A 22,781-nucleotide genomic window follows, 5' to 3' on the forward strand; every position below is an offset into this window, starting at 1 on the left:
AAGACCGCTTACGGTCGACTTGTTCGCCGGATAGGCCGAGCATGCCGCGGATTCGGTCGTCGGTGTGCGCGCGCGCGAGGGCCTTCTCCCCACAGGTTGTGAACAGCACCAACCCGCCTTTCTTATGTTGCTTGTCTTCGTGATTTTCCGTTCAACCCGGTCCTGTCGGCTTTACGAGCACTGTTACGTCTTGAAAATCGTGTATTGCGCCCGCATGAACACACTTCAGGGAGGGGGGGCTGGCATTCAATGTCTGCAGGATGTATTCAGTGGTGACGAACAATTGCCCGATGGCCCTGGTGCCGCTCGTCGCGGGCGCATGTTCGTGAAAACAGAATCCTGAACGATTCATCTCGGCAGTAACGCGGTCGACTTGTTCGCCGGATAGGCCGAGCATGCCGCGGATTCGGTCGTCGGTGTGCGCGCGCGCGAGGGCCTTCTCCCCACAGGTTGTGAACAGCACAAACCCGCCTTTCTTAACGCAGCGAAAAAGTTCATCGACGTAGAACCTGAAGTCGTCCTCGGTCATATCCGTGAAAACGGATAACGCGAAGCAGCAATCCATCGCTTCGGTCTCGACGGGGATCGGCTTGCCGTTCTCGTTCTTCACTGTTTCGACCCAGGGCAAGTTCCGTCGAACCCATGCCAGAGCTTTTCTGGAAACGTCGACACCGACATATCGCCCGCCGTAACCTTTGAATACCCGCGCGATCCGTCCTGCTCCGACTCCGAAATCGAGTATCGATGACAATGACGGGAGTGGCGCGGGGGCGAGTCTGTTGAAGACTCTTAATATTGTTACGCCATGGGCCGAGAAGTCACGGTTCTCTAAAAGCCCGGACGTCTTTCGCATGAGCGATCGAGGCGGGAATGGCGCGGTCATCCACTCGGTTTCAGGGCGTTGGGCGGCCCATGCGTCATGCGCCAACCAGACATCGAGGTTGCCGCCGATTCCCTGCTCGCGAACAAGCGCGGTGGTCGAGTTGGAGCCGATTCGCGCAATGCCGATACGCGCCGCCGTTCTCAAGGTTTTGGGCCCCAAAAGCGACGTGAGTTGTCCGACTTTTCCGCGATGGCGCAATGGAAGCGGGCGGTTGCGGCGTCGGGCAATATAAACATCCTGGTGGCCCCACCAAGCCCCTTGACAGAAATAGACGACCTCTAACTCATCGACACGGTCCAAAGCATTGAACACATAAGACGGATAACTCACTGATTGGCCGTATTCGCTCTTCGGTAAATCGTCTTGTTCCGAAGCACGTTCGAACGCGAAACCCGACGGATCGGTTGACAAATGCGCCAAATGATCTCGGTGTGTTATCAATCCGTGACAGGTAAAGAGAAAAATCCCGTTTTGGTCAAGCATCGACGATAACTTCCGAAGCCAAGAGGAAAACCGATGCTTTGGGAGGTGAGAGAAAAACGACAACGCAAAAATAAAATCAAATCTGAGTTCTGTTTTATAATTTTCCGGATCTGGTGTGGAGAGTATAGAATCTATTCCGAAGGAATTCTCGATGAACTCGCAAGCTTGGGGGTGAATATCTGAACACCAAAGCTGCGCATCGGGAAAATGTCGTCGAAGCGATCTCGCGACACAGCCATAGCCTGAAGCGAAGTCGAGTATTCGTATATGGTTGACGGGCGATCCAACCCGCTGGCCGGTAGCCTCGTCGTATAGTTTCCTCAATCTCGATGCGCTCTCCTCTCCACTTGTCATGTATTTGGTCGCGGCGGCTTCATCATTGCCGTTACTGAGGCGCTTTAAATACAAAAAGACGTAGTCGGAGGGGTGTATTGGAAAGGAGATGGATGACGGAACAACTCTGCTCGACTCGTTTGCAACCGAGGGAAGCGTCATTTGATTCACGATATTGGATGCGTTGCCGTCGAGCATTTAAACGGAGTATTGGAGTAAGTGTCAATAAAATGCAGCCCCATGACCTGCGTCGTCGGCGCAAGCGCCTCGGCGAACGCGGCACGCTCACCTTCCACAGCCATCGCGACCCGGTACAGGCGCCGGCGCTGGCCGAGGAGTTCCTGGCGCTCGAAGCCTCCGTCTGGAAGGGCGCATCCGGCACGGCCCTCGCAGATGCACCTACGCCGCCCGCGGCATCCTGTCGCACAACACGTGCTCGACTGTGCGCCGGCCCTACGACTGCCAGGTGTCGATTGCGAAGCACGAAGCCCAAGGGCGGCCAGTTCGTGCTGCACGTCCAGCCGCTGCACGGCATCCGTTCGACGCCACACGCTCGGATCCGTGATCGCCGGCCGGGAGAAGCTGGCCTGCGTCGCCGTCCGCCGAATCCATGTCGACCGCGGTTATCGCGTCCACAATCATCCCGCCCGGCTCAGGGTCTTCTTCTCCGGTCAGGACCGCCGGGTCACCAAGTCCAGCCGTCGAGCCGTGAGGCGTCGAGCCATTGCCGAAATGCCTCTTCGGCGAGGGTGCCGCGCTCGGCATTTCTCGGCTTGATCTTGGGCATCGGAGGCAGCCAGCGCCGGGGCGCCGCGGCTGCCAACCGGATGCTCTCGAATCGCGTCGGGGAACGTGGCGTAAACGCTGCAACCGCAAGCTTACTTCCGGCGCTTGGTGGTCTTGCGGGCGGCCCCGCGCTTCACGCGCGGCGCGGCCTTTTCCTCAGGCGCCTCGTCCGCGGCGCCGGTCTCGCCAACCGCGAACTCCTCGATCGCGTGCCCGGCCTCCACAAGCTCGGCGAGCCATTTCGGCCGCGCGCCGCGTCCTGCCCAGGTCTCGCCGTTCGGGCCGACAAACTTGGGCGGCACCTTGACCCCTTTGAGCGTGCTCGAGCGCTGGCCGGGGGGCTTGGTCGTGCGTCCGGTGGCCTTCTCGAGTTGCGCCAGCTGATCGCGTAGCTTGCGGCTGCGCTCCTCCAGGGTGGCGTCAATCTCGCCCCGGAGGGCGAGCAGCTCGTCAACTTCCATGGTGCTGAGATTCGCGTTGGCCATTCCGGCTTTCCTCATTTCATTCGTTTTACCGCTCCAGCACCCATGTTCGGCTTGCCGGAAAAAACGGGCCAATAAGCCCTCCTACAACGCCTTGGGCTAAAAGCAAGCGGGTTTGGCCACTGTTGACAGATTTGGGCGTCCGAAGCATCCACGACTGGCGGCCGAAGCTCTTCCGCGCGAAGCGTGCAACAAGGGCGATTCAGCCGCTGCTTGTGGAAATCGAACTGACGAGCGGGTTCGTCGATAGTGAACATGGACCGGAAACTGCTCCTCAGTCATCTCGGACTGGTCGAGGCGCATATCGCCGCTGCCGCCCGGAAGGTGGCTCGCCAGAAGGCTCTCATTGAGGAGCTGGAGCGCGACGGCGCCAATGCGGCCTCCGCAAAGGCGCTTCTCTCGGAATTTCAGGAGTTTCTTCGGTTCCACCTTGAAGATCGAGTCCGAATTTTGGAGAAGCTGTCGAACATCGATCGCTCCCTGGCCGGATAAGAAATTACAGCAAGGGCGGCGGGACCCGGTGAGTTCTGCCCCTTTTCCTTTCGCGACTTTCGTTGATCAGGTCTGCCTCATGGAGGAATTGTTTGAGTAAAGAAAACCCATCCCACGGCCGAGACGACCGAGCGGGGCCACCGCCGCACCGAGACCCGGCGCGCCGCCATCGTCGAGCCGGCGATTTCGGCGACTACCACCAATTTCCGGGGCTGAAAGCGTTCGAGCGCATCCGCTGCTTCGCCAGCAAGACCGCGCGCGAGGTCAACCTCTTCGCGTTGTCTCGCACCGTCTCGCCGGCCGAATTGCTGCGGGTCGTGCGGGCGCACTGGGCGATCGAGAACGCGCTCCACTGGGAGTTCGACGTGGTCGTCGCCGAGGACGCCGCGCGAAACCGTCGGGACCACGGCTCGCAATACCTCGCCGTGCTCCGACGGCTCGCCCTTAACGTCGCCCGCGCCGATAAGACCGAGAGCTCACTCGCCGGAAAGCTCAGGCAGGCCGGCTGGAACGACGACTTCCTCCTCGAGCTCCTCGCCCAAACGCGATAGCCCTGCGAATCGGCCGGGTCGATTTGAGGCTCGAGCGGGCCCGCGCAATCGGTACCGTCGCGAATGTGGTTGGAAACCGGGTGACGTGATCACCGGGCACTTGAAGGTACCGTTTCAGGCGGCGAGGTCAATGGTGTGAGCGATGGGTTGCGTGGCGAGGGTCTGCCAGCCGTCGACCTTTCGCATGCTGATCTGACCGGACGCGAGCAGCGTCCAGAACAGCATCGCGGCGGTTTCAGCGGAGGGCAGCACGGTCTGCGTCTTGATCCTGCGCTTGAACTCCTCGTGCAGCCGTTCGATCGCGTTTGTTGTTCGCGCGCTCTTCCATTGGCTCGGCGGCAACCGCGCGAACGTGAACAGACGCTCGCCGGCCTCCTCCAGGCTGTCGGCGACGGCGCGATGCTTCAGGCGCCAATTGCGGAGGAATGCCTTGCGGTGCGCCTCGATCTCTTCGGGGGTGGCCGCGTAGATCATGTCGGTGTAGTCGGACGTGATCTCCTCGTGCAGGCGCTCGGGTGCGTGGGCGAGCAGATTGCGATGCTTGTGCACGGTGCAGCGCTGCACCGGCACGCCTTTCCACACGACGGCTATCGCGGCGTCGAGCCCGGCGGCGCCGTCGACGATCAGGAGCTCGGGCCGCCGTAACCCGCGGCGAATCAGATCGTCGAGCACCGCGCGCCACGCCTCGGCGCTCTCGCCGCCCATGCTCCGCGCCGCCAGCAGCACCTTCTGGCCGTCGGCCCGCACGCCCATCACGACCAGCAGCGAGATCGCGGTCGCCTTGCGGTCGAGTCGGACGCGCACCACCGTGCCGTCCAGGATCAATCTCACGATCGGCTCGCCGGCAAGCGAGCGGGCGTTCCAGGCATCCCAATCGCCCTTCACCTTGCGCCAGGTGCGGCTGACGATGTCCTTGCTCACCGCGCCCCCGAACAGCGTCGCCAGTGCCCGCCGGACCCGCCGCGTGTTGGTGCCGGCGAGATAGCTGCCGGCGATCAGCGCGTCGGCGGCGACCGTGCGGCGCTGATCGCGAAGTGCCTGGCTCTTCCATTCCGTCGTGCCGCCATCCGGCGCACCAGCCGCGCCCGCGGCACGGCGATCTCGGTGGTCCCGAACGTTCCCGTCAGCTTGCGCGTCCGCTTGCCGTGTCGGTACCCGACAGCGCCCGGCGAAGGCTCCTCCGAATCATCGTTCACCGTCGCCCGGCGTCCATAGCGCGGACGGTCCAAAGCGGCTTCGAGTTCGCTCTCGATCAGCGCTTCGATGAACGATCGAACACGGCGGCGCACCGCGGTCTCGATCGGGTCGATCCAGTTATCGAAAAGGCAGGAGGTCGGCTCGATCGCCGGCTGCGAGAGAGCGGCCTTCGTGGTAGGGCTCATCATGGCGTGGTCTCCAGTCCGGCGCGCCAACGCCGGATGATTCGAGGTTCAGAACCCCGGAGACTACGCCACCCTCAATTCCCACCAATCCCGCGACGGCACCGCGCGCAATTCTCGACCCCTGTAATCCGTCAGACCCGATGCACTTCCTTACAGGGCCACGGCATCGATGCCGGTCATCGCGGTCGCGGCCCCGATCCATCGAGCTCGGTCGCCTCGCCCGGAAGCGGCTCTCCCCTGAGCACACGGTAAAAAGCCGAGTGCGGGACGACGATCATGGCGAGGTCCTGTGCAAGGACGTAGAGATCCCAATCCGACCACGACGGTGGCAGACTTTCGGCGAGGCTCCGGGGCAGATCACTTTCCTCCAATTCGCCCAGGGCTTCCTCGACAGGGGTCGAGATCAGCAGCCGCACCAGCACCGCCAACGGCCCGCTTTCATTGCAGAGTGCGATCATTTTCTCACCGACCTTTACTCGGTCGGGGGCATCGGGCCGCAGAGCCGCGGTCAGGCTGGCCCATCCCTGGCGTGTCCTCGGGTTCGCACAGAGGATTGCCCGCACACTTTCGTGCAGCTTCTCTCTCGGGATGACCAGTGTGGTCGGGGCAGTCTCGGGCGGTGTCGGCATGCATTCGACTTCGAAATCAGAACCTCTCGGATCGCGTCCGACCGGCTTCGGCGGCGGTTCTTCGATGACCGCCGGGGCGACGGTCGCACGAACATCGGCACCATCCGCCAGGACCGGCGGCGCGACCTCGTCCCCGATCCGCGGTTCCGGGATGATCTCGATCGGCGCTTCGCCGTCGGCAGCCTCGATACGCGCCGGTTCGCAGTTTCGCATGATTTCGGAGAATACGACGTCCGGATCCTGGCAATGCACCAGTTCGGATGGCAACGGGGCCGGCAACGAAGCTGCAGCGGCGGCGATCAAACCGGCGACATCGGTCGCCACGGCCGGATCGATCCGCGCGACTGCGGATCCGGCGCGATCTGCGGCGAGAAGAAGTGCGGCCCAAGCGGATCGATGGGACGTCAGTTCGACGACGAGGCTGGCCGTTTTCGGAGCGTAGCGCGCCTCACGGATCGACAGCGCGTGGGCCGAGCGGACCGAAGGAAACTTGTCGAGCTTGACGTTTCGGACGAGACCGTCCCCGATCTCCACCCGTATGACGTTGCGGCCCGGCACGACTTCGATGATGCGGCCGAGCCGCCCGGCCCGGATCTCCGGATGCCTCTTCGGATAGCGGCTGGAGTAGTCCGTTTTGAAGAAGCAGACCCAGTCCCCGGCCGAAAGAGCGGGAGCACCCGGCAGGCCGATGGTCGTTTGAGCCCGTCGGCCTTCGGAAGCGTTCCGGAAGGACTCGTTTCTCGCTCTCAATTGCCGAGTGTCGTCGCAGACCACAAAATCCACGTTTTGGGCCACGGGGACGGCCGCCTCGAACAGCAGACGCCCTCGCTGCGCCATGGCCGTCAAGGCGCAGCGGATCAATCCCGCCCGAAGACAGCGGGCGATTTGCTCATCCGTGAGGGCGTCGGGTGGCGCGAGATTGTCAGCGATGTGAGCGGCCACGCGGTTCACGATGTTCGCTTTGGTCACGTCGAACCCCAGGACGACAGCGGCGCCGGCGTCCCGGGCCACGAGGAGCACCCGGGCGAGCATTTGGTCCCCGACCTGTTCGGCTCGCGCGATCGCCACGATTGCGCCCGGCACGATGGTCTGCCGGTTCGGCGGAGAGCGAGGTGTCCACGGCCGCTCGCCCAGGACGTCGAGAAAGGTCGAGACGGAGAACGTCCCCCCGAGTTTGTCGGCGAGAGCGTCAGTGTCGGACATCGCGACGCCGAGCAGGAGAACCGGGGCCGACCCGCCTGCAGCATCCCGCACCCGGCGAGCGGTCTCTTCGAGAATTTCCGGCTGGCTCGTCCCGGACACGACCTGCAGGCTTGCCGCCGGGCCGCGACCGGATTCGCTGTCCACCCACCGCACGACGGCTTCGATGACTTGTTGGACCGCTCCCGTCGTCATAGACGAGGGGCGCGCCTCGCCGGGATTGCGTGCGAGGGTCACGATGGACGCATCCCCGAGGATCGCCTCGAGCCGGGCCTGACGCTCATCTTCGCCGTCCAGAAACCGCGCAAGCAGCCGGCGCGCCTCGGCGATTTGAACCACTCCCCGGCCCCGGAGCAGGTGCCCCACCAGCGGCTCCACGGGTCCGCTCACCGCCGCGAGGTTTCTCGTTCTTGTCAGGCCCTCGTGGACGTCGCGCCGACCCGGTTCAGTTTGAAGGCTGGTTCGGCTCCAATGCCGGCCACCCACCGGGGCGGGCGGATCGACGACGAGATCGATCCCGAGCTCGGCGAAATATGCCTGCTGCACCTCATGTGCGAGCCGCGGCCAGTCGGTGCCCTGGGCCACGAAGACCGATTTTTGTTCCGCGCTTCTCCGGACCCGGGCGAAAGGACGGATCTTCGTGCGCGCGAACGCCCCTTTCCTGACCTCTCGGAGCGCCATGAAGATGTGCGCATGGCGGGTCCGCGCGCCGGGTCGGAGCCGACGTGGATCGTGGATCGCGACGTAAAGTGGGGCGTCCCACGATCCACGCACCGCCTGGGCGATCCGGTTCGTGAGCTCGACGGCCTCGTCGAGAGTCAGCTCGTCGTCGGGCGGGAGCGCGAGGACGAAATTGGCGCCGATTTGCGGCCATCGTCGGCGGTCGCGAAGGCGTCGGACCCGTGTCGTTTCCGCGGCATCCATGGCGTCCGCGAGGGCCGCCGGAACAGCCCAAGCCGGTGGTGCAGCCTCCGGCAGGGTCACCGCCTCGTAGACGAGATCGTCGGGCAGACGAGCAAAGTCGAAGGTCTTGGCGAGCCTCCGGTCCCGGATACGCGCCCGGCCGAAATACGCGATCTGGTGGCACGCTCCACGATCCGGCCTGAGATGCCAGAAGGACAAGCGGAGATAGGCAATGGCCATCGTCGTCGTTCCGCATTTTGCATATTGAGCTTCGCCTCGTCCGCGGCTCCGATCAAGCGGAGGAACTGCTGGCGGTTTGCCGCCGCGAGTTGCACGCTTTTCTGCGATCGGGGAGAGGCGGCATGATGACGATCGGTCGGTATCGCGCACGCGTGGACAAATTGGAGCGGAAACTCATCTCGCACGACGAAATGCTCGAGCGCATTTCCGCCGAGCGGGCGAGGTGCGCGTTCGAATGCATGGCCGCAAAGGAGGAACTGCTCATCGCGCTCGCGCGCCGCCACGGGATCCTCGACCTCCCGACCGTCGACATGATCTCCGTCCTCGAGAAGGTCGCGGAGATCCACTCGGGTGGATCGATCCACTTCGGATCGCTCGACCCCTCGGGCGAAGACCCGAGGGTCGACCCGGACGGGATGACCTACACCGGCGATCTCATAAAGATCGAGCTGGAAGCGTCGCGCAATGTGGGGCGTGTCAAGCGTGCGGCGATCGACGGTGCGCGGCTGCGGTGGCACGGGAAGGCAGGGCTGTGGCACGGCGAGGTGGATGGCGCGCTGCTGTCTGGTCTCCAGGAGCTCTTCGGCTGCAAGCTCCGGATAAGGTGCGGGAACCCGCGCGAAAACTCCGGACCGCCGGAGCCGGCGGCTCATACGGGTCGCCCCACGGGCGCCGACCCGACAGACGGTAAACAGGGCATGTCGACGGATACGGCAGCGACGCTGGGTGGGTCCGAGGAGTTCGGTCACGGATCGATCGATCATCGGCCGGGCCCGCGCGAAGACCGGGCGCAATTGCCGCCTGACGCCATCGACCCGGCGATCCCGATGCCATCGACGCCCGTCCTCGGATCGTCGCCGCAGGCGAGCCAGATCACGGAAACAGTCGCGCTGTACAGCGTCGCTGTCGATCGCTCGCTGCTCACCCCGGAACAAGGGGCGAACGAGTGGAAGGAACTTCGGCTGCACTGGAGCCGGAACCGCGGTGCGTGGTGCAATCTGGTCGATGCGGACGGGCTGGCGTTATTGCGCCGCAAATGTTCCGATGCGGTTCGTGTGCTGCGCACTGTTTGCGTCTCCAAAGACCGTGCCCGCCGATTGCTGGCCGGCGCCGCCCCAAGACAGACGGACGATGGGGACCCACCCCTGTCGCCTTCTTCGATGGTCGCCGACGAGCACGCGACAGCGCGTCCGGAAAGGCGGATGTCTGGGGAAGCGCGGGTCCGCTCGCGCCGGCCGAAATCCCGGGGGGGTCGTCGGCCGAGGATGGCGTGCAGCGCGACAATGGCGGCCCGGCCACGAACTGATCGGCCGGGAAGCTGAGCTGGAAACTCGGCTTTGTGACCGCTCCTCGAGAGGTGGGCGGGCGGGCGCACCGGCGGCATGCGCAGCCGCGTGGAAGCGGTGGGCGGACAGGCCCGCCGCCTCGAGCCGGGCCGGGTCACAGGGGTTCCGGCCCCTTTTGCGCCCCTTCGAGGCTCGGCAGGGTGCCCGGTGTCGCGCGACAGCCGGGCGCGGTGACGGCGTTCACCTGATGCGGACGACGGCACGGGCGCCTTCGGCGGTCGGCTACGGTGCCCGGGCTGGGCGCGCGACGACCACCCGTCCCGGTCCTGGTGCCGGAGCCGCGCGCCGGGCGGGGTGCCGTCGCGGCACACGGCGCTTTACGTCGGCGTCGAGCGGCGCTATCGCTGGCCGCGAGCCGTTGGGCGGGGTTGCCGGTATCCCGCCCGATAGACGTCTTGGTAGTCCCCATGTCACCCGCCGGGGCAGATTCCGGTGGGAAATCAGGGGAGTCGGCAATCCGGGCGGGGTGTCTCCCCCTCTCCGCCACTCGCGCTTCACCGATTCCTTAAACATCGACGGCGCCCCGGCCTCGCCGCCGCGACGCGCTGGCGTCGCCGGCTCGGTCCGGCCGCCGTCCGCCACGTCCGAAAAGCCCGTCCCGATGATTCGCCTCGATTCGGTCTCCAAGCAGAACGGCCACCATCTCCTGTTCGTCGAGGCCTCGGCGGCGATCCAGCGCGGCGAGAAGGTGGGGCTGGTCGGCCCCAACGGCGCCGGCAAGACGACCCTGTTCCGGATGATCACCGGCGAGGAGCCGCCCGACGAGGGCCAGGTGGCGGTCGATCGCGGCGTCACCATCGGCTATTTCAGCCAGGACGTCGGCGAGATGGCCGGCCGCAGCGCCCTCTACGAGGTGATGGACGGCGCCGGCCCGGTGAGCGCCGTCGCGGCCGAGCTGAAGGAGCTCGAGCACGCGCTCGCCGACCCCGATCGCGCCGACGAGATGGAGGCGATCATCGAGCGCTACGGCGAGGTGCAGCACCGATTCCAGGAGCTCGATGGCTACACGCTCGAGGCGCGCGCCCGCGAGGTGCTGGCCGGGCTCGGCTTCGACGAGGCCATGCAGGAGGGCGACGTCGGCGCGCTGTCGGGCGGCTGGAAGATGCGGGTGGCGCTCGCCCGCATCCTGCTGATGCGCCCCGACGCCATGCTGCTCGACGAGCCGTCGAACCATCTCGACATCGAGAGCCTGATCTGGCTCGAGCAGTTTCTCAAAGGGTACGAGGGCGCCCTGGTGATGACCTCGCACGACCGCGCCTTCATGAACCGCGTCGTCGACAAGATCGTCGAGATCGACGGCGGCTCGCTCACCACCTACACGGGCGACTACGAGTTCTACGAGGGCCAGCGCGCGCTCGCCGAGAAGCAGCAGCAGGCGCAGTTCGAACGCCAGCAGGCGATGCTGGCGAAGGAGATCAAGTTTATCGAGCGCTTCAAGGCGCGCGCCTCGCACGCCGCGCAGGTGCAGAGCCGGGTGAAGAAGCTGGAGAAGATCGAGAAGGTCGAGCCGCCGCGGCGGCGCCAGACCGTGCCGTTCGATTTTCCCCCCGCCCCGCGCTCCGGCGAGGACGTCGTGAGTCTCAAGGGCGTGCACAAGGGCTACGGATCGAAGCGCATCTACGAAGGGCTCGACTTCATGGTGCGGCGGCGCGAGCGCTGGTGCGTGATGGGCGTCAACGGGGCCGGCAAGTCGACATTGCTGAAGCTCGTCGCCGGCGCGACCGAGCCCGACGCCGGCCGCGTCACGGTCGGCGGCAGCGTCAAGATGGGCTACTTCGCCCAGCACGCCATGGATCTGCTGCAGGGCGATCGCACCGTGTTCGAGCAGCTGGAAGACGCGTTTCCGCAGGCCGGCCAGGGCTCGCTGCGGACGCTCGCCGGCTGCTTCGGCTTCTCGGGCGACGACGTGGAGAAGCGCTGCCGCGTGCTGTCCGGCGGCGAGAAGGCGCGCCTCGTGATGGCGCTGATGCTCTACGATCCGCCCAACTTCCTGGTGCTCGACGAGCCGACCAACCATCTCGACATCGCCACCAAGCAGATGCTGATCGGCGCGCTGGCGAACTACGAAGGCACCATGCTGTTCGTCTCGCACGACCGGCATTTCCTCGCCGCGCTGTCGAACCGGGTGCTGGAGCTGACGCCGGACGGCGTCCACCAGTACGGCGGCGGCTACACCGAATACGTCGCCCGCACCGGCCAGGAAGCGCCGGGTCTGCGGAGCTGATCAGCGTCGTAGTCGTAGCGTGGGCACGCGACGCGTGCCCACGCCGTCCGGCTTGACGCACTTGATCGCCGAGCTCGACTGCGTGGGCACGGCGCGCCTTCGGCGCACCTTTGCCCACCCTACACATCTGCGGCGCGTGCTGCGCGGCTCCCTCTCCCCAGCGGGGAGAGGGATGGGGTGAGGGGGCGCCGACGCTATTTGTTTCATCGAGAGGTCGGCACCCCCTCACCCGACGCGCTGCGCGCGTCGACCTCTCCCCGCTGGGGAGAGGTGAAACGAGGGCGCCGCAGACTCCCGCGTTCTAAAATCACGCCTTCGCGTCGGCCGGCACCGGCGGCGTGTAGACCAGCGGGCGGTGCGGCAGCGGCGGCAGCACGATCGTGATCTCGTCGTTCGGCCGCACCTCGCCGCCTCTGATCACGACGCTCATCACGCCGCATTTGAGCGCGACGCCCGTCGGGCCGCGCTCGACCATGTGCTTCAACAGCCCCTTCTGGAAATTGTCGATCTGCACGCACGGGTTCCGCAAGCCCGTCAGTTCGATCACGGCGTCCGATCCGAGATGCAGCCGTGCGCCGGTGGGCAGCGCCAGCAGGTCGATGTTGCGGGTCGAGATGTTCTCGCCGAGCTCGCCGGGCTGCACGACATGGCCCTTGCCGGCCAGCTCCTCCAGCGTCTCCGCCCCGATCAGATGGACCTGCCGCAGGTTCGGGGTCGGGCCGAAGCGGCGGATGTGATAGAGGTGCTGGTCGGTCGCGCCGGAATGGGCGTCGCCCTCGACGCCGAGGTTCTCGATCAGGCGGATCCACAGGCTCGGCGGCTTGCTGAAGCCGTGCCGCGCGGCGGCGTGGACGGAGGAGACGATCGGTCGCGCAGTCGCGTCGGTCGGCACGCATCACCTTTCGGTTGTCGGTCGAGAGCCTCGGCCGAGGGGGGTAGCCCATCGGCCGCCTCGATCCAAGCCGCCTGTCAGCCGGCCGTCAGGGGCGGTGCGGTAATAGGGGACCGAGAGTTCACGAGACTCGCCTGGCCGAGGCTGTTGCCCGCGCGCCGGACGAGCGACTGTTCGGAGCCGTCATGTCGCGCCCGCTGCTTCTTAGGCTGCACCGCTGGATCACCCTGGTGTTCGCGCTGCCGCTCGCCGTCGTCCTGGTCACCGGGCTGATCCTGTCGTTCGAGCCGATGATCGCCGGCGGGACACCCGGGTCGGTCACGGCGGCGCAGCTCGACGGGCTGCTCGCCCGCCACGATCCCGATGGCAAGGCGCGCGGCGTCGCGTTGCGGCCCTATGACGGCTCGCTGATGATTTCTGGGGTGCGCGCCCAACCGATCGTGGTCGACCTTTCGACCGGGGCCGAACGCGCCGACATCGGCCCGCTCGCCCGGGCTTTTCTCACGTCGCGGCAGCTGCACGAGCGGCTGATCTGGGATCTCGGCTGGCTGGTGACGGCGAGCACCATCGCCATGCTGGTGGTCGCCGTGCTGGGCGTCCTGATGGGCTGGCCGCGGCTCGCGAACACGCTCGGCGGCTGGCACAAGGGGATAGCGTGGATCGGGTTGCCACTGGTGATCCTGAGCCCGCTCACCGGGCTGGCGCTCGCCTTCGGCATCTCGTTCACGGGCGCGCCGCCGGCGGCCGGCCCGGTCGTGCCGCTGCGCGAGGCGGTCGGCATGGTGACGGCCCGGCACGACGCCGCATCGCTGCTGTGGCTGCGCCAGCGCGGCCGGGCGCTGCTCGCCCGCGTCGACGACGGCGGCGAGTACAGGGTCTACGCGGTCGGCCGCGTCGGGCTGGTCGAGACCGGGCGCAACTGGCCGCGGCTGATCCACGAGGGCAACTGGGCGGGCGTCTGGTCGGCGCTGATCAACGTGGTCACGTCGTTCGCCCTGATCGGCCTGATGGGCACGGGCCTCTGGCTGTGGGGGCGCCGGCAGGTGCGGCGGCTGCAGAACCGGAGCCGGGCGGGAGCCAAGACGGCGGCGGCTTGAACTGACTATCATCGCCTCGCCGCTCAGCCTCGTCATGGCCGCGCTCGTCGCGGCCATCCACGTCTTCGAAGGCTCTCGGCACCAAGAGCGTGGATGGCCGGGACGAGCCCGGCAATGACGGAGAGGACTGCGCCCGCGCCCCGGGATGACCAGGGCCTCACCCCTCCTCCAGAATCTCCTTCAGCCGCGCGGCGTCGTGCGGGGCGGCGCTCTTCTGGTCGTTGTCGAAATAGACGTAGACGGTGCGCATCTGCTGCTGCCAGGTGCGGATGTGGTCGGCCCAGTCGCGCAGCGTCGCCTCCGGATAGCGGTCGCGATAGTCGCCCTGTGGCCCGTGCCCGCGCACATAGACGTGGCGGGCGGTGAGCTGCCACGGCGTGCGGGCGTCGCGGTGGTCGGAGAGGCACAGCGCGACGTCGTGCTGGCGCAGCAGCGCGAATACCTCGTCGTCGAACCAGCTCGGGTCGCGCACCTCCAGCACATAGGGGCGGCCGGGCGCCAGCAGGTCGAGGAAGGTCCGCAGCCGCTCGTGGTCGACGCCGAAGCGGGCCGGGAGCTGGAACAGCACCGGTCCGGCCTTCGGCCCGAGCATCGCGAGCCGGGTCTCCATCAGCTTCAGGCTCTCGGCGGTGCGCGGCGACAGCCGCTTCCAATGGGTGATGAAACGCGACGCCTTCCAGGCGAAGACGAAGTTTTCCGGCGTCTGGTCGCGCCACGCCGAGACGGCGCCGAGCGGCGGCGTGCGGTAGAACGACCCGTTGATCTCGGTGGTCGTGAAGCGGCCGCCGTACCAGGCGAGCCATTTCCGCTTGGGCAGGTCGCCCGGAAAGAACACGCCGCGCCAGCCGTCGTAGCTCCAGCCCGAGGTTCCGATATGGACCATCGACGAATCGGGCACGGGCCGGCCTCCTTTTCCGCATGCGGCGCGCCCGGAGGCACCCCCAATGGCGGCACCAGACGGCCGCCCTCACGGTGTAAACCCCCGCCTCGCAACTCGGTTTCGCAGTGATTACGAGGCTTTACCTCGGCACCTCCGTCCGAGACGGCGGTTCTGTCGCCTCGATTGCCAACCCGGCTCCGGTGTGGGATGCCAAGGCCATCGCTGTCGTTTCATTCCTGCGCGTCGTGCCGTCCGTGACCCGTCACCCGTCGTCCTCGTCCAGAAGAACCGTCGGCCGCCAGATGTCCGGCTCCATCCCGTCCGAAGCCGCCACGGCCGCGCCACTGGGCCGGCTGCCGGCGCTGCGCGACTTCGGCCGCATCGTCGTCAAGGTCGGCTCGGCCCTGCTGGTCGACCAGGAGAGCGGGCTGAAGGCGGCGTGGCTCGCCTCGCTGGTCGAGGACATCGCCGGGCTGCATCAGGAGGGCCGCGACGTGCTGGTCGTCTCGTCGGGGGCGATCGCGCTCGGCCGCTCGATGCTGCGGCTGCCGCGCGGCCCGCTGGCGCTTGAGGACAGCCAGGCGGCGGCGGCGATCGGCCAGATCGCGCTCGCCCGCATCTGGGCCGAGGCGCTCGGCCGCCACGGCATCACGGCCGGGCAGATCCTCGTCACCCTCGGCGACACCGAGGAGCGCCGCCGCTACCTCAACGCCCGCTCCACCATGGCGCGCCTGCTCGACTGGCGGGCCGTGCCGGTGATCAACGAGAACGACACGGTCGCCACCAACGAGATCCGCTATGGCGACAACGACCGGCTCGGCGCCCGCGTCGCCACCATGGCGAGCGCCGACCTCCTGGTGCTGCTCTCCGACATCGACGGGCTCTACACGGCGCCGCCGGGGCAGAACCCCGACGCGACGCTGATCCCGGTGGTCGAGGGCATCACGCCGGAGATCGAGGCCATGGCGGGCGAGTCGGCCTCCGAGCTCTCCAAGGGCGGCATGCGCACCAAGATCGAGGCCGCCAAGATCGCGACGACCGGCGGCACCCACATGGTGATCGCCTCGGGCCGGGTCGACCACCCGCTGCGCGCCGTCGCCGACGGGGCGCGCGCCACCTGGTTCCTGGCTGCCGGCAATCCCGTCACGTCGCGCAAGAAGTGGATCGCCGGCTCGCTGGAGCCGAAGGGCACGCTGCACATCGACGCCGGCGCCGTCGCGGCGCTGCGCCGGGGCAAGAGCCTGCTGCCGGCCGGGATCGTGCGCATCGAGGGCGAGTTCTCCCGCGGTGATGCGGTGCTGGTGCGCGGGCCGGACGGCCACGAGATCGGCCGCGGCCTGGTCGCCTACGATGCCGCCGACGCCGAGCGCCTGCGCGGCCACTCCTCGGCCGACATCCCGAAGATCCTCGGCACCCACGGCCGCACCGCCGTGATCCACCGCGACGACCTCGTCGTGGCGTGGGGGTAGGGCGGTCGCGAGACGCGTCCGGTCCTCACCTCTTCCGTCATGGCCGGGCTCGTCCCGGCCATCCACGTCCTTGTTGCCGGACGGCTCCAAGATGTGGATGCCCGGCACGAGGCCGGGCATGACGAGTTAGCATTCGTCGCCGCGTTATCGCGGGCATCTGAACTGTCAGTGGCGAGAGTTCTGGGTCCCGGGTCTGCGCCCGCCGCTGACGCGGCGCGCTCCGCCCGGGACACGATGCCGTGGCTTTCAGGCGCGCCCGCCTATGACCCCTTCGCCAGCGCCTTCTCGATCTCCGGCTTCAGCACCGTGTCGAGGTTCTTCGCCGTGATCGGGCCGACCAGCTTGTAGGCGATGGTGCCGTCGCGGGCGAGCACGAAGGTCTCGGGGACGCCGTAGACGCCCCATTCGATGCCGGCGCGGCCGCGGATGTCGGCGCCTGTGGCGTGATACGGGTTGCCGTAGCGCTCCAGGAACTTGATCGCGTTCGCCGGCTCGTCCTTGTAGTTCAGCCCGACGATGCGGATGCGCTTGTCCTCGGCGAGCCGCATCAGGAGCGGCGCCTCGTCCCGGCACGGCACGCACCACGATGCCCACACGTTGAACACCGTGACGGCGCCCTTCAGGTCCGCCGAGTCGATCCCCGGCACCGGCTTGCCGTCCCGCTCGAGCCCGGCGATGCCGGGCAGCGTGGTGGCGGGCGCCGGCTGGCCGATCAGCGCGGAGGGCAGGGCGGAGGGGTCGCCGGCGCCGAGCCGGTAGAGGAACAGGCCGGCCAGCGCGATGAAGATCACGAGCGGCAGCAGCAGGATCCAGCGGCGTCGCGCGCTCCCTGCCTCCGACGGGACCGTGGTCATGCGGCCGGCTCCTTGACGGCGGCGGCCGCGCCGGGCGCCGTGGCCGTCGGCGCCTCGGCCGAGCGGCGGCGGACGCCGCGCGCCTCGAGATCCGCGAGCAGGCGGGCCTGGCGACGGCCGTCGAGCCACACCCACAGGACCAGCACGACGACGACGATCGTCGTCACCGCATAGGAGCCGACGATGAACACGGCGTGGGGCCCGAGGAACGCGGCACTGCCCATGGCGGTCACGCTCCGCGCGCGCTCTGCGCCTGCAGGAGGCGCAGCGTCCGCACCCGCCGCCTCAAGACCTCGTTGCGCATCGCGGCGAGATGCAGCGCGACGAACAGGAGCGTGAAGGCCAGCGTCATGGCGAGCAGCGGCATCAGGATGGACGGGTGGATGGTCGGGCCGTCGACCCGCACCACCGACGCCGGCTGGTGCAGGGTGTTCCACCAGTCGACCGAGAACTTGATGATCGGCAGGTTCAAGGCGCCGACCAGCGTCAGGATCGCGGCGGCGCGGCCGGCCCGGCTCGGGTCCTCGACCGTGTTCCACAGCGCCATCAGGCCGAGATACATCACGAACATCACCAGCACCGAGGTGAGGCGCGCGTCCCACACCCAGTAGGTGCCCCACATCGGCCGCCCCCACAGGGCGCCGGTGACCAGGCAGACGAACGTGAAGGCGGCGCCGAGCGGCACCGCGGTCTTGGCGGCGACGTCGGCCAGCGGATGGCGGAACACCAGGGTGCCGAGCGCCGACACCGACATCATGCCCCAGCAGAACATGCCGAGCCACGCGGCCGGCACGTGGATGAACATGATCTTGACGGTGGCGCCCTGCTGATAGTCGTCGGGCGCGCCGGCGATGCCCCACAGGGCGACCGCGAAGGCGACGACGGACAGCCCGGCGACGACGGGCAGAACCCGGTCGACGAGGCGCAGGAAGCGGGTCGGATTGGCGAGGTCGATCCAGGCCATGGCTGTCTCTTAGTCCGCACGCCATGGCGGCGCAATGCGGCACTTCTACGGAGGGGCGAGGGGGCTCGTCATTCCGGGGCGCGGCGAAGCCGCGAACCCGGAATCCAGCCGCGAATGCCGAGCCCGTCGCTGGATTCCGGGTTCTCGGGCCGCTGGCCCGCGCCCCGGAATGACCGGCCGGGGGGCCTCACTCCATCCCGTGGCGAAGCGTCGCGCCGGCGGCGACCGGACCGATCACGAGGCTGACCAGGGTGAGGGCGCACAGGATCGTGAACGGGGTGCCGAACGGCACCGGGCCGACGATCGCGGCATTGGAGGCGGCGACCCCGAAGATCAGCACCGGCACGGTGAGCGGCAGCACCAGGACGGGCAGCAGGAGCCCGCCGCGGCGCAGCGACGTCGCCAGCGCCGCCCCGATCAGCCCGGTGAAGGTGAGGGCCGGAGTGCCGGCCAGCAGGGTCAGCACCACGGCGCCGAGCGCGCTCGGCTCCAGGTTGAGGAACAGGCCGAGGATGGGCGCCGCGATCACCAGCGGCACGCCGGTGGCGAGCCAGTGCGCGATCCCCTTCACAGCGACCGCGAGCTCGATCGGCACCCGGCCCATCAGCAGGAGGTCGAGCGAGCCGTCGTCGTGGTCGGCGGCGAGCAGCCGGTCGAGGGCGAGGAGCGAGGCGAGCAGCGCGCCGATCCACAGGATCGCCGGGCCGATCCGGCGCAGCAGCGCGAGATCGGGCCCGATGGCGAACGGCATCAGGGTCACCACGGTGAGGAAGAACAGCACCCCCATCATGGCGCCGCCGCCGACCCGCAGCGCGATCTTGAGGTCGCGGACGAGCAGGGCACGGAGTGCGGTCATGTCCGGGCTCCTTGCTTGCGCCCGACAGGCCCGATCGTGGCTACCCCCCTCCCCACCCCTCCCCCACAAGGGGGGAGGGAGCAGGCCGAGGTCTGCCGCGACTCCGAAACACACCCCTTCAAGTGATTCATCCGCGCCATGGAGATAGCGCTGGCGCCTCCAGCGTTCCCTCCCCCCTTGTGGGGGAGGGCCAGGGAGGGGGGGGAGCCCCGATCTCCGAGCAAGTAAAATCCCGACACCGCGTTCACGCCACCTCTCCCAGCCGCAGCTCGCGCGTGTCGTCGAGGCCGAGGGGGCCGTGGGTGGCGGCGACGACGATGCCGCCGCCGGCGAGATGCGCCTTCATCAGGCCGGCGAGGCGGGCCTGCGAGGCGACGTCGAGTGCCGCGGTCGGCTCGTCGAGCAGCCACACCGGCCTGTCGACAGCCACCAGCCGGGCGATCGACAGGCGCCGGCGTTGCCCGGCCGACAGGTAGCCGGCCGGCAGGTCGGCGATCTCGGCGAGCGCCACGGCGTCGAGCGCGGCACCGATGCGGCCGCGGTCGCCGCCCAGGAAGTCGATCCAGAAGGCGAGGTTCTCGGTCACGCTGAGCGACGTCTTCAGGGCGTCCTGGTGGCCGAGATAATGGGCCTGCTCGGGCACGGTCAGCTCGGGATCGCCGCCGTCGAGCGTCAGCGTCCCGGCGCTCCGATGCACCAGCCCGGCGATCAGCCGCAGCAGCGAGCTCTTGCCCGCCCCGTTGGGGCCGACCAGCAGCAGGGCCTCGCCGCCGGCGGCCCGGAAATCGAGCCCGGCGAAGATCTCGCGCTGTCCCCGCACGCAGGCGAGATCGCTTCCGATCAGGTCCATCCCGGTCTCGACCGCCCCCGGAGCCGGCCCGGCCGGCCTCCGTCCCCCGTTGACTTGTTTAGAATCGCGACGATGTAGCAGAATTCCAAGAAAGCTCTTATAAGCAGCCACCGTGCCCATCACCCACCAGACGACAGCCCGGTGCCGCAGCACAGGCGATCACTATCGCCACGGGGTGCTCTCGTCGACAGGCATCCGGCTCCCGGCCGGAACGGAACCACCCTCATGACCGCAATCGACAGCTTCAAGTGCACCCGAACCCTCAAGGTCGGCAACAAGAGCTACGTGTATTACAGCCTGCCGGTCGCAGAGAAGAACGGGCTCGCGGGAATCTCCCGCCTGCCCTTCTCGATGAAAGTGCTGCTCGAGAACCTGCTGCGCCACGAGGACGGGCGCACGGTCACCAAGGACGACATCCTGGCCGTCGCCGCCTGGCTGAAGAAGCGCACCTCGAGCCGTGAGATCGCGTTCCGCCCGGCCCGCGTGCTGATGCAGGACTTCACCGGCGTTCCGGCCGTGGTCGACCTCGCGGCGATGCGCGACGCGATGAAGAATCTCGGCGGCGACCCGAAGAAGATCAACCCGCTGGTTCCGGTCGACCTGGTCATCGACCACTCGGTGATCATCAATTATTTCGGCTCGAACGACGCCTTCAAGAAGAACGTCGACGAGGAGTACAAGCAGAACCAGGAGCGCTACAAGTTCCTCAAGTGGGCGCAGCGCTCCTTCGAGAATTTTCGCGTGGTCCCGCCCGGCACCGGCATCTGCCACCAGGTCAATCTCGAATACCTGTCGCAGACCGTGTGGAGCGCCAAGGGCAAGGCCACGGTCGGCGGCAAGACCGTCGAGGCCGAGATCGCCTATCCGGACACGCTGGTCGGCACCGATTCGCACACCACCATGGTCAACGGCCTCTCGGTCCTGGGCTGGGGCGTCGGCGGCATCGAGGCCGAGGCCGCGATGCTCGGCCAGCCCTACTCGATGCTGCTGCCCGAGGTGGTCGGCTTCCGGCTCGACGGCAAGCTCAAGGAGGGCGTGACGGCGACCGACCTCGTCCTCACCGTCACCCAGATGCTGCGCAAGAAGGGCGTGGTCGGCAAGTTCGTCGAGTTCTTCGGTCCCGGCCTCGCCGGCCTGACGATCGCCGACCGCGCGACCATCGGCAACATGGCGCCCGAATACGGCGCGACCTGCGGCTTCTTCCCGGTCGACGAGGACACGCTGGAGTTCCTGCTCGGCACCGGCCGGGGCGCCGCCCGGGTGGCGCTGGTCAAGGCCTATGCCAAGGCGCAGGGCATGTACCGCACCCGCAACACGCCGGACCCGGTGTTCACCGAGGTGCTCAAGCTCGACCTCGCCAAGGTCGAGCCGTCGCTCGCCGGCCCGAAGCGGCCGCAGGACCGGGTGCCGCTCAAGAAGGTGAAGGCCGGCTTCGAGGCGGCGCTCGCCGAGGAGTTCGGCAAGCCCGGCGAGATCGGCAAGCGGGTCGAGGTCGAGGGACGTGATCACGATCTCGGTCACGGCGACGTGGTGATCGCGGCGATCACGTCGTGCACCAACACGTCGAACCCGAGCGTCATGCTCGGCGCCGGCCTGGTCGCCAAGAAGGCGGTCGCCAAGGGCCTCAAGGTCAAGCCGTGGGTGAAGACCTCGCTCGCCCCCGGCTCGCAGGTGGTCGGCGAGTATCTCGCCAAGTCCGGCCTGCAGAAGGATCTCGACAAGCTCGGCTTCAACCTGGTCGGCTTCGGCTGCACCACCTGCATCGGAAATTCCGGCCCGCTGCCGGCCGAGATCTCGAAGTCGATCAACGAGAACGACCTGGTCGCCGCGGCCGTGCTGTCGGGCAACCGCAACTTCGAGGGCCGGGTCAATCCGGACGTGCGGGCGAACTATCTCGCCTCGCCGCCCCTGGTCGTCGCCTACGCCATCGCTGGCAACATGAACTTCGATCCGGTGAAGACCCCGCTCGGCGTCGACAAGGCCGGCAAGAAGGTGTTCCTCAAGGACATCTGGCCGACCAGCAAGGAGATCGCCGCGGTCGTCAAGAAGGCGGTGACCAAGCAGCTGTTCGCCAAGAAGTACGCAGACGTGTTCAAGGGCGACGCCAACTGGGCCAAGATCTCGGTCAAGGGCGGCCTCACCTATGCGTGGGACAACGGCTCGACCTACGTGCAGAACCCGCCCTACTTCACCGGCATGGGCAAGACCCCGGGCGCGACCAGCGACATCGTCGAGGCGCGCGTCATCGGCCTGTTCCTCGACTCGATCACCACCGACCACATCTCGCCGGCGGGCTCGATCAAGGTGACGTCGCCGGCCGGCCAGTACCTGATCGACCACAAGGTGAAGCCGCTCGACTTCAACCAGTACGGCACGCGCCGCGGCAATCACGAGGTGATGATGCGCGGCACCTTCGCCAACATCCGCATCAAGAACCAGATGGTGCCGGGCGTCGAAGGCGGCGTGACGATCCACTACCCGTCGAAGGAGCAGATGCCGATCTACGACGCGGCGATGCGCTACAAGAGCGAGAATGTCCCGCTCGTGGTGTTCGCCGGCAAGGAGTACGGCACCGGCTCGTCGCGTGACTGGGCCGCCAAGGGAACGGTGCTGCTCGGCATCCGGGCTGTGATCGCGCAGTCGTTCGAGCGCATCCACCGCTCCAACCTGATCGGCATGGGCGTCGTCCCCCTCGTCTTCGAGGAGGGCACCTCGTGGCAGTCGCTCGGGCTGAAGGGAGACGAGCGGGTCACGTTGCGCGGTCTCGGCGCCGATCTGAAGCCGCGCCAGACGCTCACGGCCGAGATCACCATGGGCAACGGCAAGGTGAAGAAGGTGCCGCTGATCTGTCGGATCGACACGCTCGACGAGCTCGAGTACTTCCGCAACGGCGGCATCCTGCACTACGTGCTGCGCCAGCTCGCTGCCTGATCGGCGGACCGCATCACCGATCGGCCGTCGTGCTCGCGCGGCGGCCGATCGTCC

The 22,781-nt window shown here is 67.4% G+C and carries 17 protein-coding genes and 2 pseudogenes; 8 read left to right on the forward strand and 11 right to left on the reverse strand.

What is annotated here, in order from left to right; translation table 11 throughout:
- Positions 1–151: 151 nt before the first annotated feature.
- Complete coding sequence (locus ABTU92_RS14870) at positions 152–1,897, reverse strand: methyltransferase domain-containing protein (RefSeq protein ID WP_408091918.1); 1,746 nt, start codon at positions 1,895–1,897, stop codon at positions 152–154.
- Positions 1,898–2,181: 284 nt separating this feature from the next.
- Between ABTU92_RS14870 and ABTU92_RS14875 the strand changes: the two are divergent.
- A pseudogene (locus tag ABTU92_RS14875) lies at positions 2,182–2,431 on the forward strand (IS5/IS1182 family transposase); the annotation flags it as partial.
- Between the two features lie 146 nt (positions 2,432–2,577).
- Here the strand turns inward: ABTU92_RS14875 and ABTU92_RS14880 are convergent.
- A complete protein-coding gene (locus tag ABTU92_RS14880) occupies positions 2,578–2,970 on the reverse strand; it encodes an H-NS family nucleoid-associated regulatory protein (protein ID WP_408091920.1) in 393 nt (130 codons plus the stop codon).
- Between the two features lie 252 nt (positions 2,971–3,222).
- Here ABTU92_RS14880 and ABTU92_RS14885 point away from each other — a divergent pair, with 252 nt between their 5' ends.
- Both ABTU92_RS14885 and ABTU92_RS14890 read left to right on the forward strand, forming a co-directional pair.
- Positions 3,223–3,459, forward strand: a complete 237-nt coding sequence (locus ABTU92_RS14885; RefSeq protein WP_408091922.1) for a hypothetical protein — start codon at positions 3,223–3,225, stop codon at positions 3,457–3,459.
- A 62-nt stretch (positions 3,460–3,521) separates the two neighbouring features.
- Positions 3,522–4,010, forward strand: coding sequence for an ISAs1 family transposase (locus ABTU92_RS14890; RefSeq protein ID WP_408091924.1), 489 nt, complete (start codon positions 3,522–3,524; stop codon positions 4,008–4,010).
- Between the two features lie 114 nt (positions 4,011–4,124).
- Here the strand turns inward: ABTU92_RS14890 and ABTU92_RS14895 are convergent.
- Together ABTU92_RS14895 and ABTU92_RS14900 are read right to left on the reverse strand one after the other, a co-directional pair.
- Positions 4,125–5,395 (reverse strand): annotated as a pseudogene (locus tag ABTU92_RS14895) (IS256 family transposase).
- A 173-nt stretch (positions 5,396–5,568) separates the two neighbouring features.
- Positions 5,569–8,364: a MobA/MobL family protein gene (locus tag ABTU92_RS14900; protein ID WP_408091926.1), complete on the reverse strand. Its 2,796-nt coding sequence runs from the start codon at positions 8,362–8,364 to the stop codon at positions 5,569–5,571.
- A 122-nt stretch (positions 8,365–8,486) separates the two neighbouring features.
- On the opposite strand from ABTU92_RS14900, the gene ABTU92_RS14905 reads away from it, so the two are divergent.
- On the forward strand, positions 8,487–9,686 hold the full coding sequence (locus ABTU92_RS14905) for a hypothetical protein (protein ID WP_408091928.1): 1,200 nt from the start codon (positions 8,487–8,489) through the stop codon (positions 9,684–9,686).
- A 625-nt stretch (positions 9,687–10,311) separates the two neighbouring features.
- Entirely contained in the window at positions 10,312–11,934 is a 1,623-nt protein-coding gene (locus ABTU92_RS14910; protein ID WP_408091930.1) for an ABC-F family ATP-binding cassette domain-containing protein, read from the forward strand.
- 307 nt (positions 11,935–12,241) lie between these two features.
- On the opposite strand, the gene ABTU92_RS14915 is transcribed toward ABTU92_RS14910, so the two are convergent.
- Positions 12,242–12,826 (reverse strand): MOSC domain-containing protein, encoded by a 585-nt coding sequence (locus tag ABTU92_RS14915; protein ID WP_408091932.1) that lies wholly within the window; start codon positions 12,824–12,826, stop codon positions 12,242–12,244.
- A gap of 185 nt (positions 12,827–13,011) precedes the next feature.
- Here ABTU92_RS14915 and ABTU92_RS14920 point away from each other — a divergent pair, with 185 nt between their 5' ends.
- Positions 13,012–13,923: a PepSY domain-containing protein gene (locus ABTU92_RS14920; protein ID WP_408091934.1), complete on the forward strand. Its 912-nt coding sequence runs from the start codon at positions 13,012–13,014 to the stop codon at positions 13,921–13,923.
- Positions 13,924–14,080: 157 nt separating this feature from the next.
- On the opposite strand, the gene ABTU92_RS14925 is transcribed toward ABTU92_RS14920, so the two are convergent.
- Complete coding sequence (locus tag ABTU92_RS14925) at positions 14,081–14,821, reverse strand: DUF72 domain-containing protein (RefSeq protein ID WP_408091936.1); 741 nt, start codon at positions 14,819–14,821, stop codon at positions 14,081–14,083.
- Positions 14,822–15,105: 284 nt separating this feature from the next.
- Here ABTU92_RS14925 and proB point away from each other — a divergent pair, with 284 nt between their 5' ends.
- Positions 15,106–16,272: a glutamate 5-kinase gene (gene proB, locus ABTU92_RS14930; protein ID WP_408091938.1), complete on the forward strand. Its 1,167-nt coding sequence runs from the start codon at positions 15,106–15,108 to the stop codon at positions 16,270–16,272.
- A gap of 260 nt (positions 16,273–16,532) precedes the next feature.
- On the opposite strand, the gene ABTU92_RS14935 is transcribed toward proB, so the two are convergent.
- The 5 genes from ABTU92_RS14935 to ccmA all read right to left on the reverse strand — a co-directional run bounded on the left by ABTU92_RS14935 (position 16,533) and on the right by ccmA (position 19,796).
- Positions 16,533–17,126, reverse strand: a complete 594-nt coding sequence (locus tag ABTU92_RS14935) for a DsbE family thiol:disulfide interchange protein (RefSeq protein ID WP_408091940.1) — start codon at positions 17,124–17,126, stop codon at positions 16,533–16,535.
- Positions 17,123–17,350, reverse strand: coding sequence for a heme exporter protein CcmD (gene ccmD / locus ABTU92_RS14940; RefSeq protein ID WP_408091942.1), 228 nt, complete (start codon positions 17,348–17,350; stop codon positions 17,123–17,125). The genes ABTU92_RS14935 and ccmD overlap by 4 nt, the downstream gene beginning before the upstream one ends.
- A 5-nt stretch (positions 17,351–17,355) precedes the next feature.
- A complete protein-coding gene (locus tag ABTU92_RS14945; RefSeq protein ID WP_408091944.1) occupies positions 17,356–18,090 on the reverse strand; it encodes a heme ABC transporter permease in 735 nt (244 codons plus the stop codon).
- Between the two features lie 187 nt (positions 18,091–18,277).
- Positions 18,278–18,946: a heme exporter protein CcmB gene (ccmB, locus tag ABTU92_RS14950; protein WP_408091946.1), complete on the reverse strand. Its 669-nt coding sequence runs from the start codon at positions 18,944–18,946 to the stop codon at positions 18,278–18,280.
- 244 nt (positions 18,947–19,190) lie between these two features.
- On the reverse strand, positions 19,191–19,796 hold the full coding sequence (ccmA, locus tag ABTU92_RS14955) for a heme ABC exporter ATP-binding protein CcmA (protein WP_408091948.1): 606 nt from the start codon (positions 19,794–19,796) through the stop codon (positions 19,191–19,193).
- 225 nt (positions 19,797–20,021) lie between these two features.
- Here ccmA and acnA point away from each other — a divergent pair, with 225 nt between their 5' ends.
- Positions 20,022–22,727: an aconitate hydratase AcnA gene (gene acnA / locus ABTU92_RS14960; protein ID WP_408091950.1), complete on the forward strand. Its 2,706-nt coding sequence runs from the start codon at positions 20,022–20,024 to the stop codon at positions 22,725–22,727.
- The last annotated feature ends 54 nt before the right edge of the window (positions 22,728–22,781 follow it).

The sequence above is a fragment of the Rhodoplanes sp. SY1 genome, assembly GCF_046000175.1.
Classification (GTDB): Bacteria; Pseudomonadota; Alphaproteobacteria; order Rhizobiales; family Xanthobacteraceae; genus Rhodoplanes.

Excerpts from the sequence above, each read along its gene's own strand:
- ABTU92_RS14870 (WP_408091918.1), bottom strand. The coding sequence starts at position 1,897 with ATGCTCGACGGCAACGCATCCAATATCGTGAATCAAATGACGCTTCCC.
- ABTU92_RS14880 (WP_408091920.1), bottom strand. The coding sequence starts at position 2,970 with ATGGCCAACGCGAATCTCAGCACCATGGAAGTTGACGAGCTGCTCGCC.
- ABTU92_RS14885 (WP_408091922.1), top strand. The coding sequence starts at position 3,223 with ATGGACCGGAAACTGCTCCTCAGTCATCTCGGACTGGTCGAGGCGCAT.
- ABTU92_RS14900 (WP_408091926.1), bottom strand. The coding sequence starts at position 8,364 with ATGGCCATTGCCTATCTCCGCTTGTCCTTCTGGCATCTCAGGCCGGAT.
- ABTU92_RS14905 (WP_408091928.1), top strand. The coding sequence starts at position 8,487 with ATGATGACGATCGGTCGGTATCGCGCACGCGTGGACAAATTGGAGCGG.
- ABTU92_RS14910 (WP_408091930.1), top strand. The coding sequence starts at position 10,312 with ATGATTCGCCTCGATTCGGTCTCCAAGCAGAACGGCCACCATCTCCTG.
- ABTU92_RS14920 (WP_408091934.1), top strand. The coding sequence starts at position 13,012 with ATGTCGCGCCCGCTGCTTCTTAGGCTGCACCGCTGGATCACCCTGGTG.
- proB (WP_408091938.1), top strand. The coding sequence starts at position 15,106 with ATGTCCGGCTCCATCCCGTCCGAAGCCGCCACGGCCGCGCCACTGGGC.
- ABTU92_RS14935 (WP_408091940.1), bottom strand. The coding sequence starts at position 17,126 with ATGACCACGGTCCCGTCGGAGGCAGGGAGCGCGCGACGCCGCTGGATC.
- ccmD (WP_408091942.1), bottom strand. The coding sequence starts at position 17,350 with ATGGGCAGTGCCGCGTTCCTCGGGCCCCACGCCGTGTTCATCGTCGGC.
- ABTU92_RS14945 (WP_408091944.1), bottom strand. The coding sequence starts at position 18,090 with ATGGCCTGGATCGACCTCGCCAATCCGACCCGCTTCCTGCGCCTCGTC.
- ccmB (WP_408091946.1), bottom strand. The coding sequence starts at position 18,946 with ATGACCGCACTCCGTGCCCTGCTCGTCCGCGACCTCAAGATCGCGCTG.
- ccmA (WP_408091948.1), bottom strand. The coding sequence starts at position 19,796 with ATGGACCTGATCGGAAGCGATCTCGCCTGCGTGCGGGGACAGCGCGAG.
- acnA (WP_408091950.1), top strand. The coding sequence starts at position 20,022 with ATGACCGCAATCGACAGCTTCAAGTGCACCCGAACCCTCAAGGTCGGC.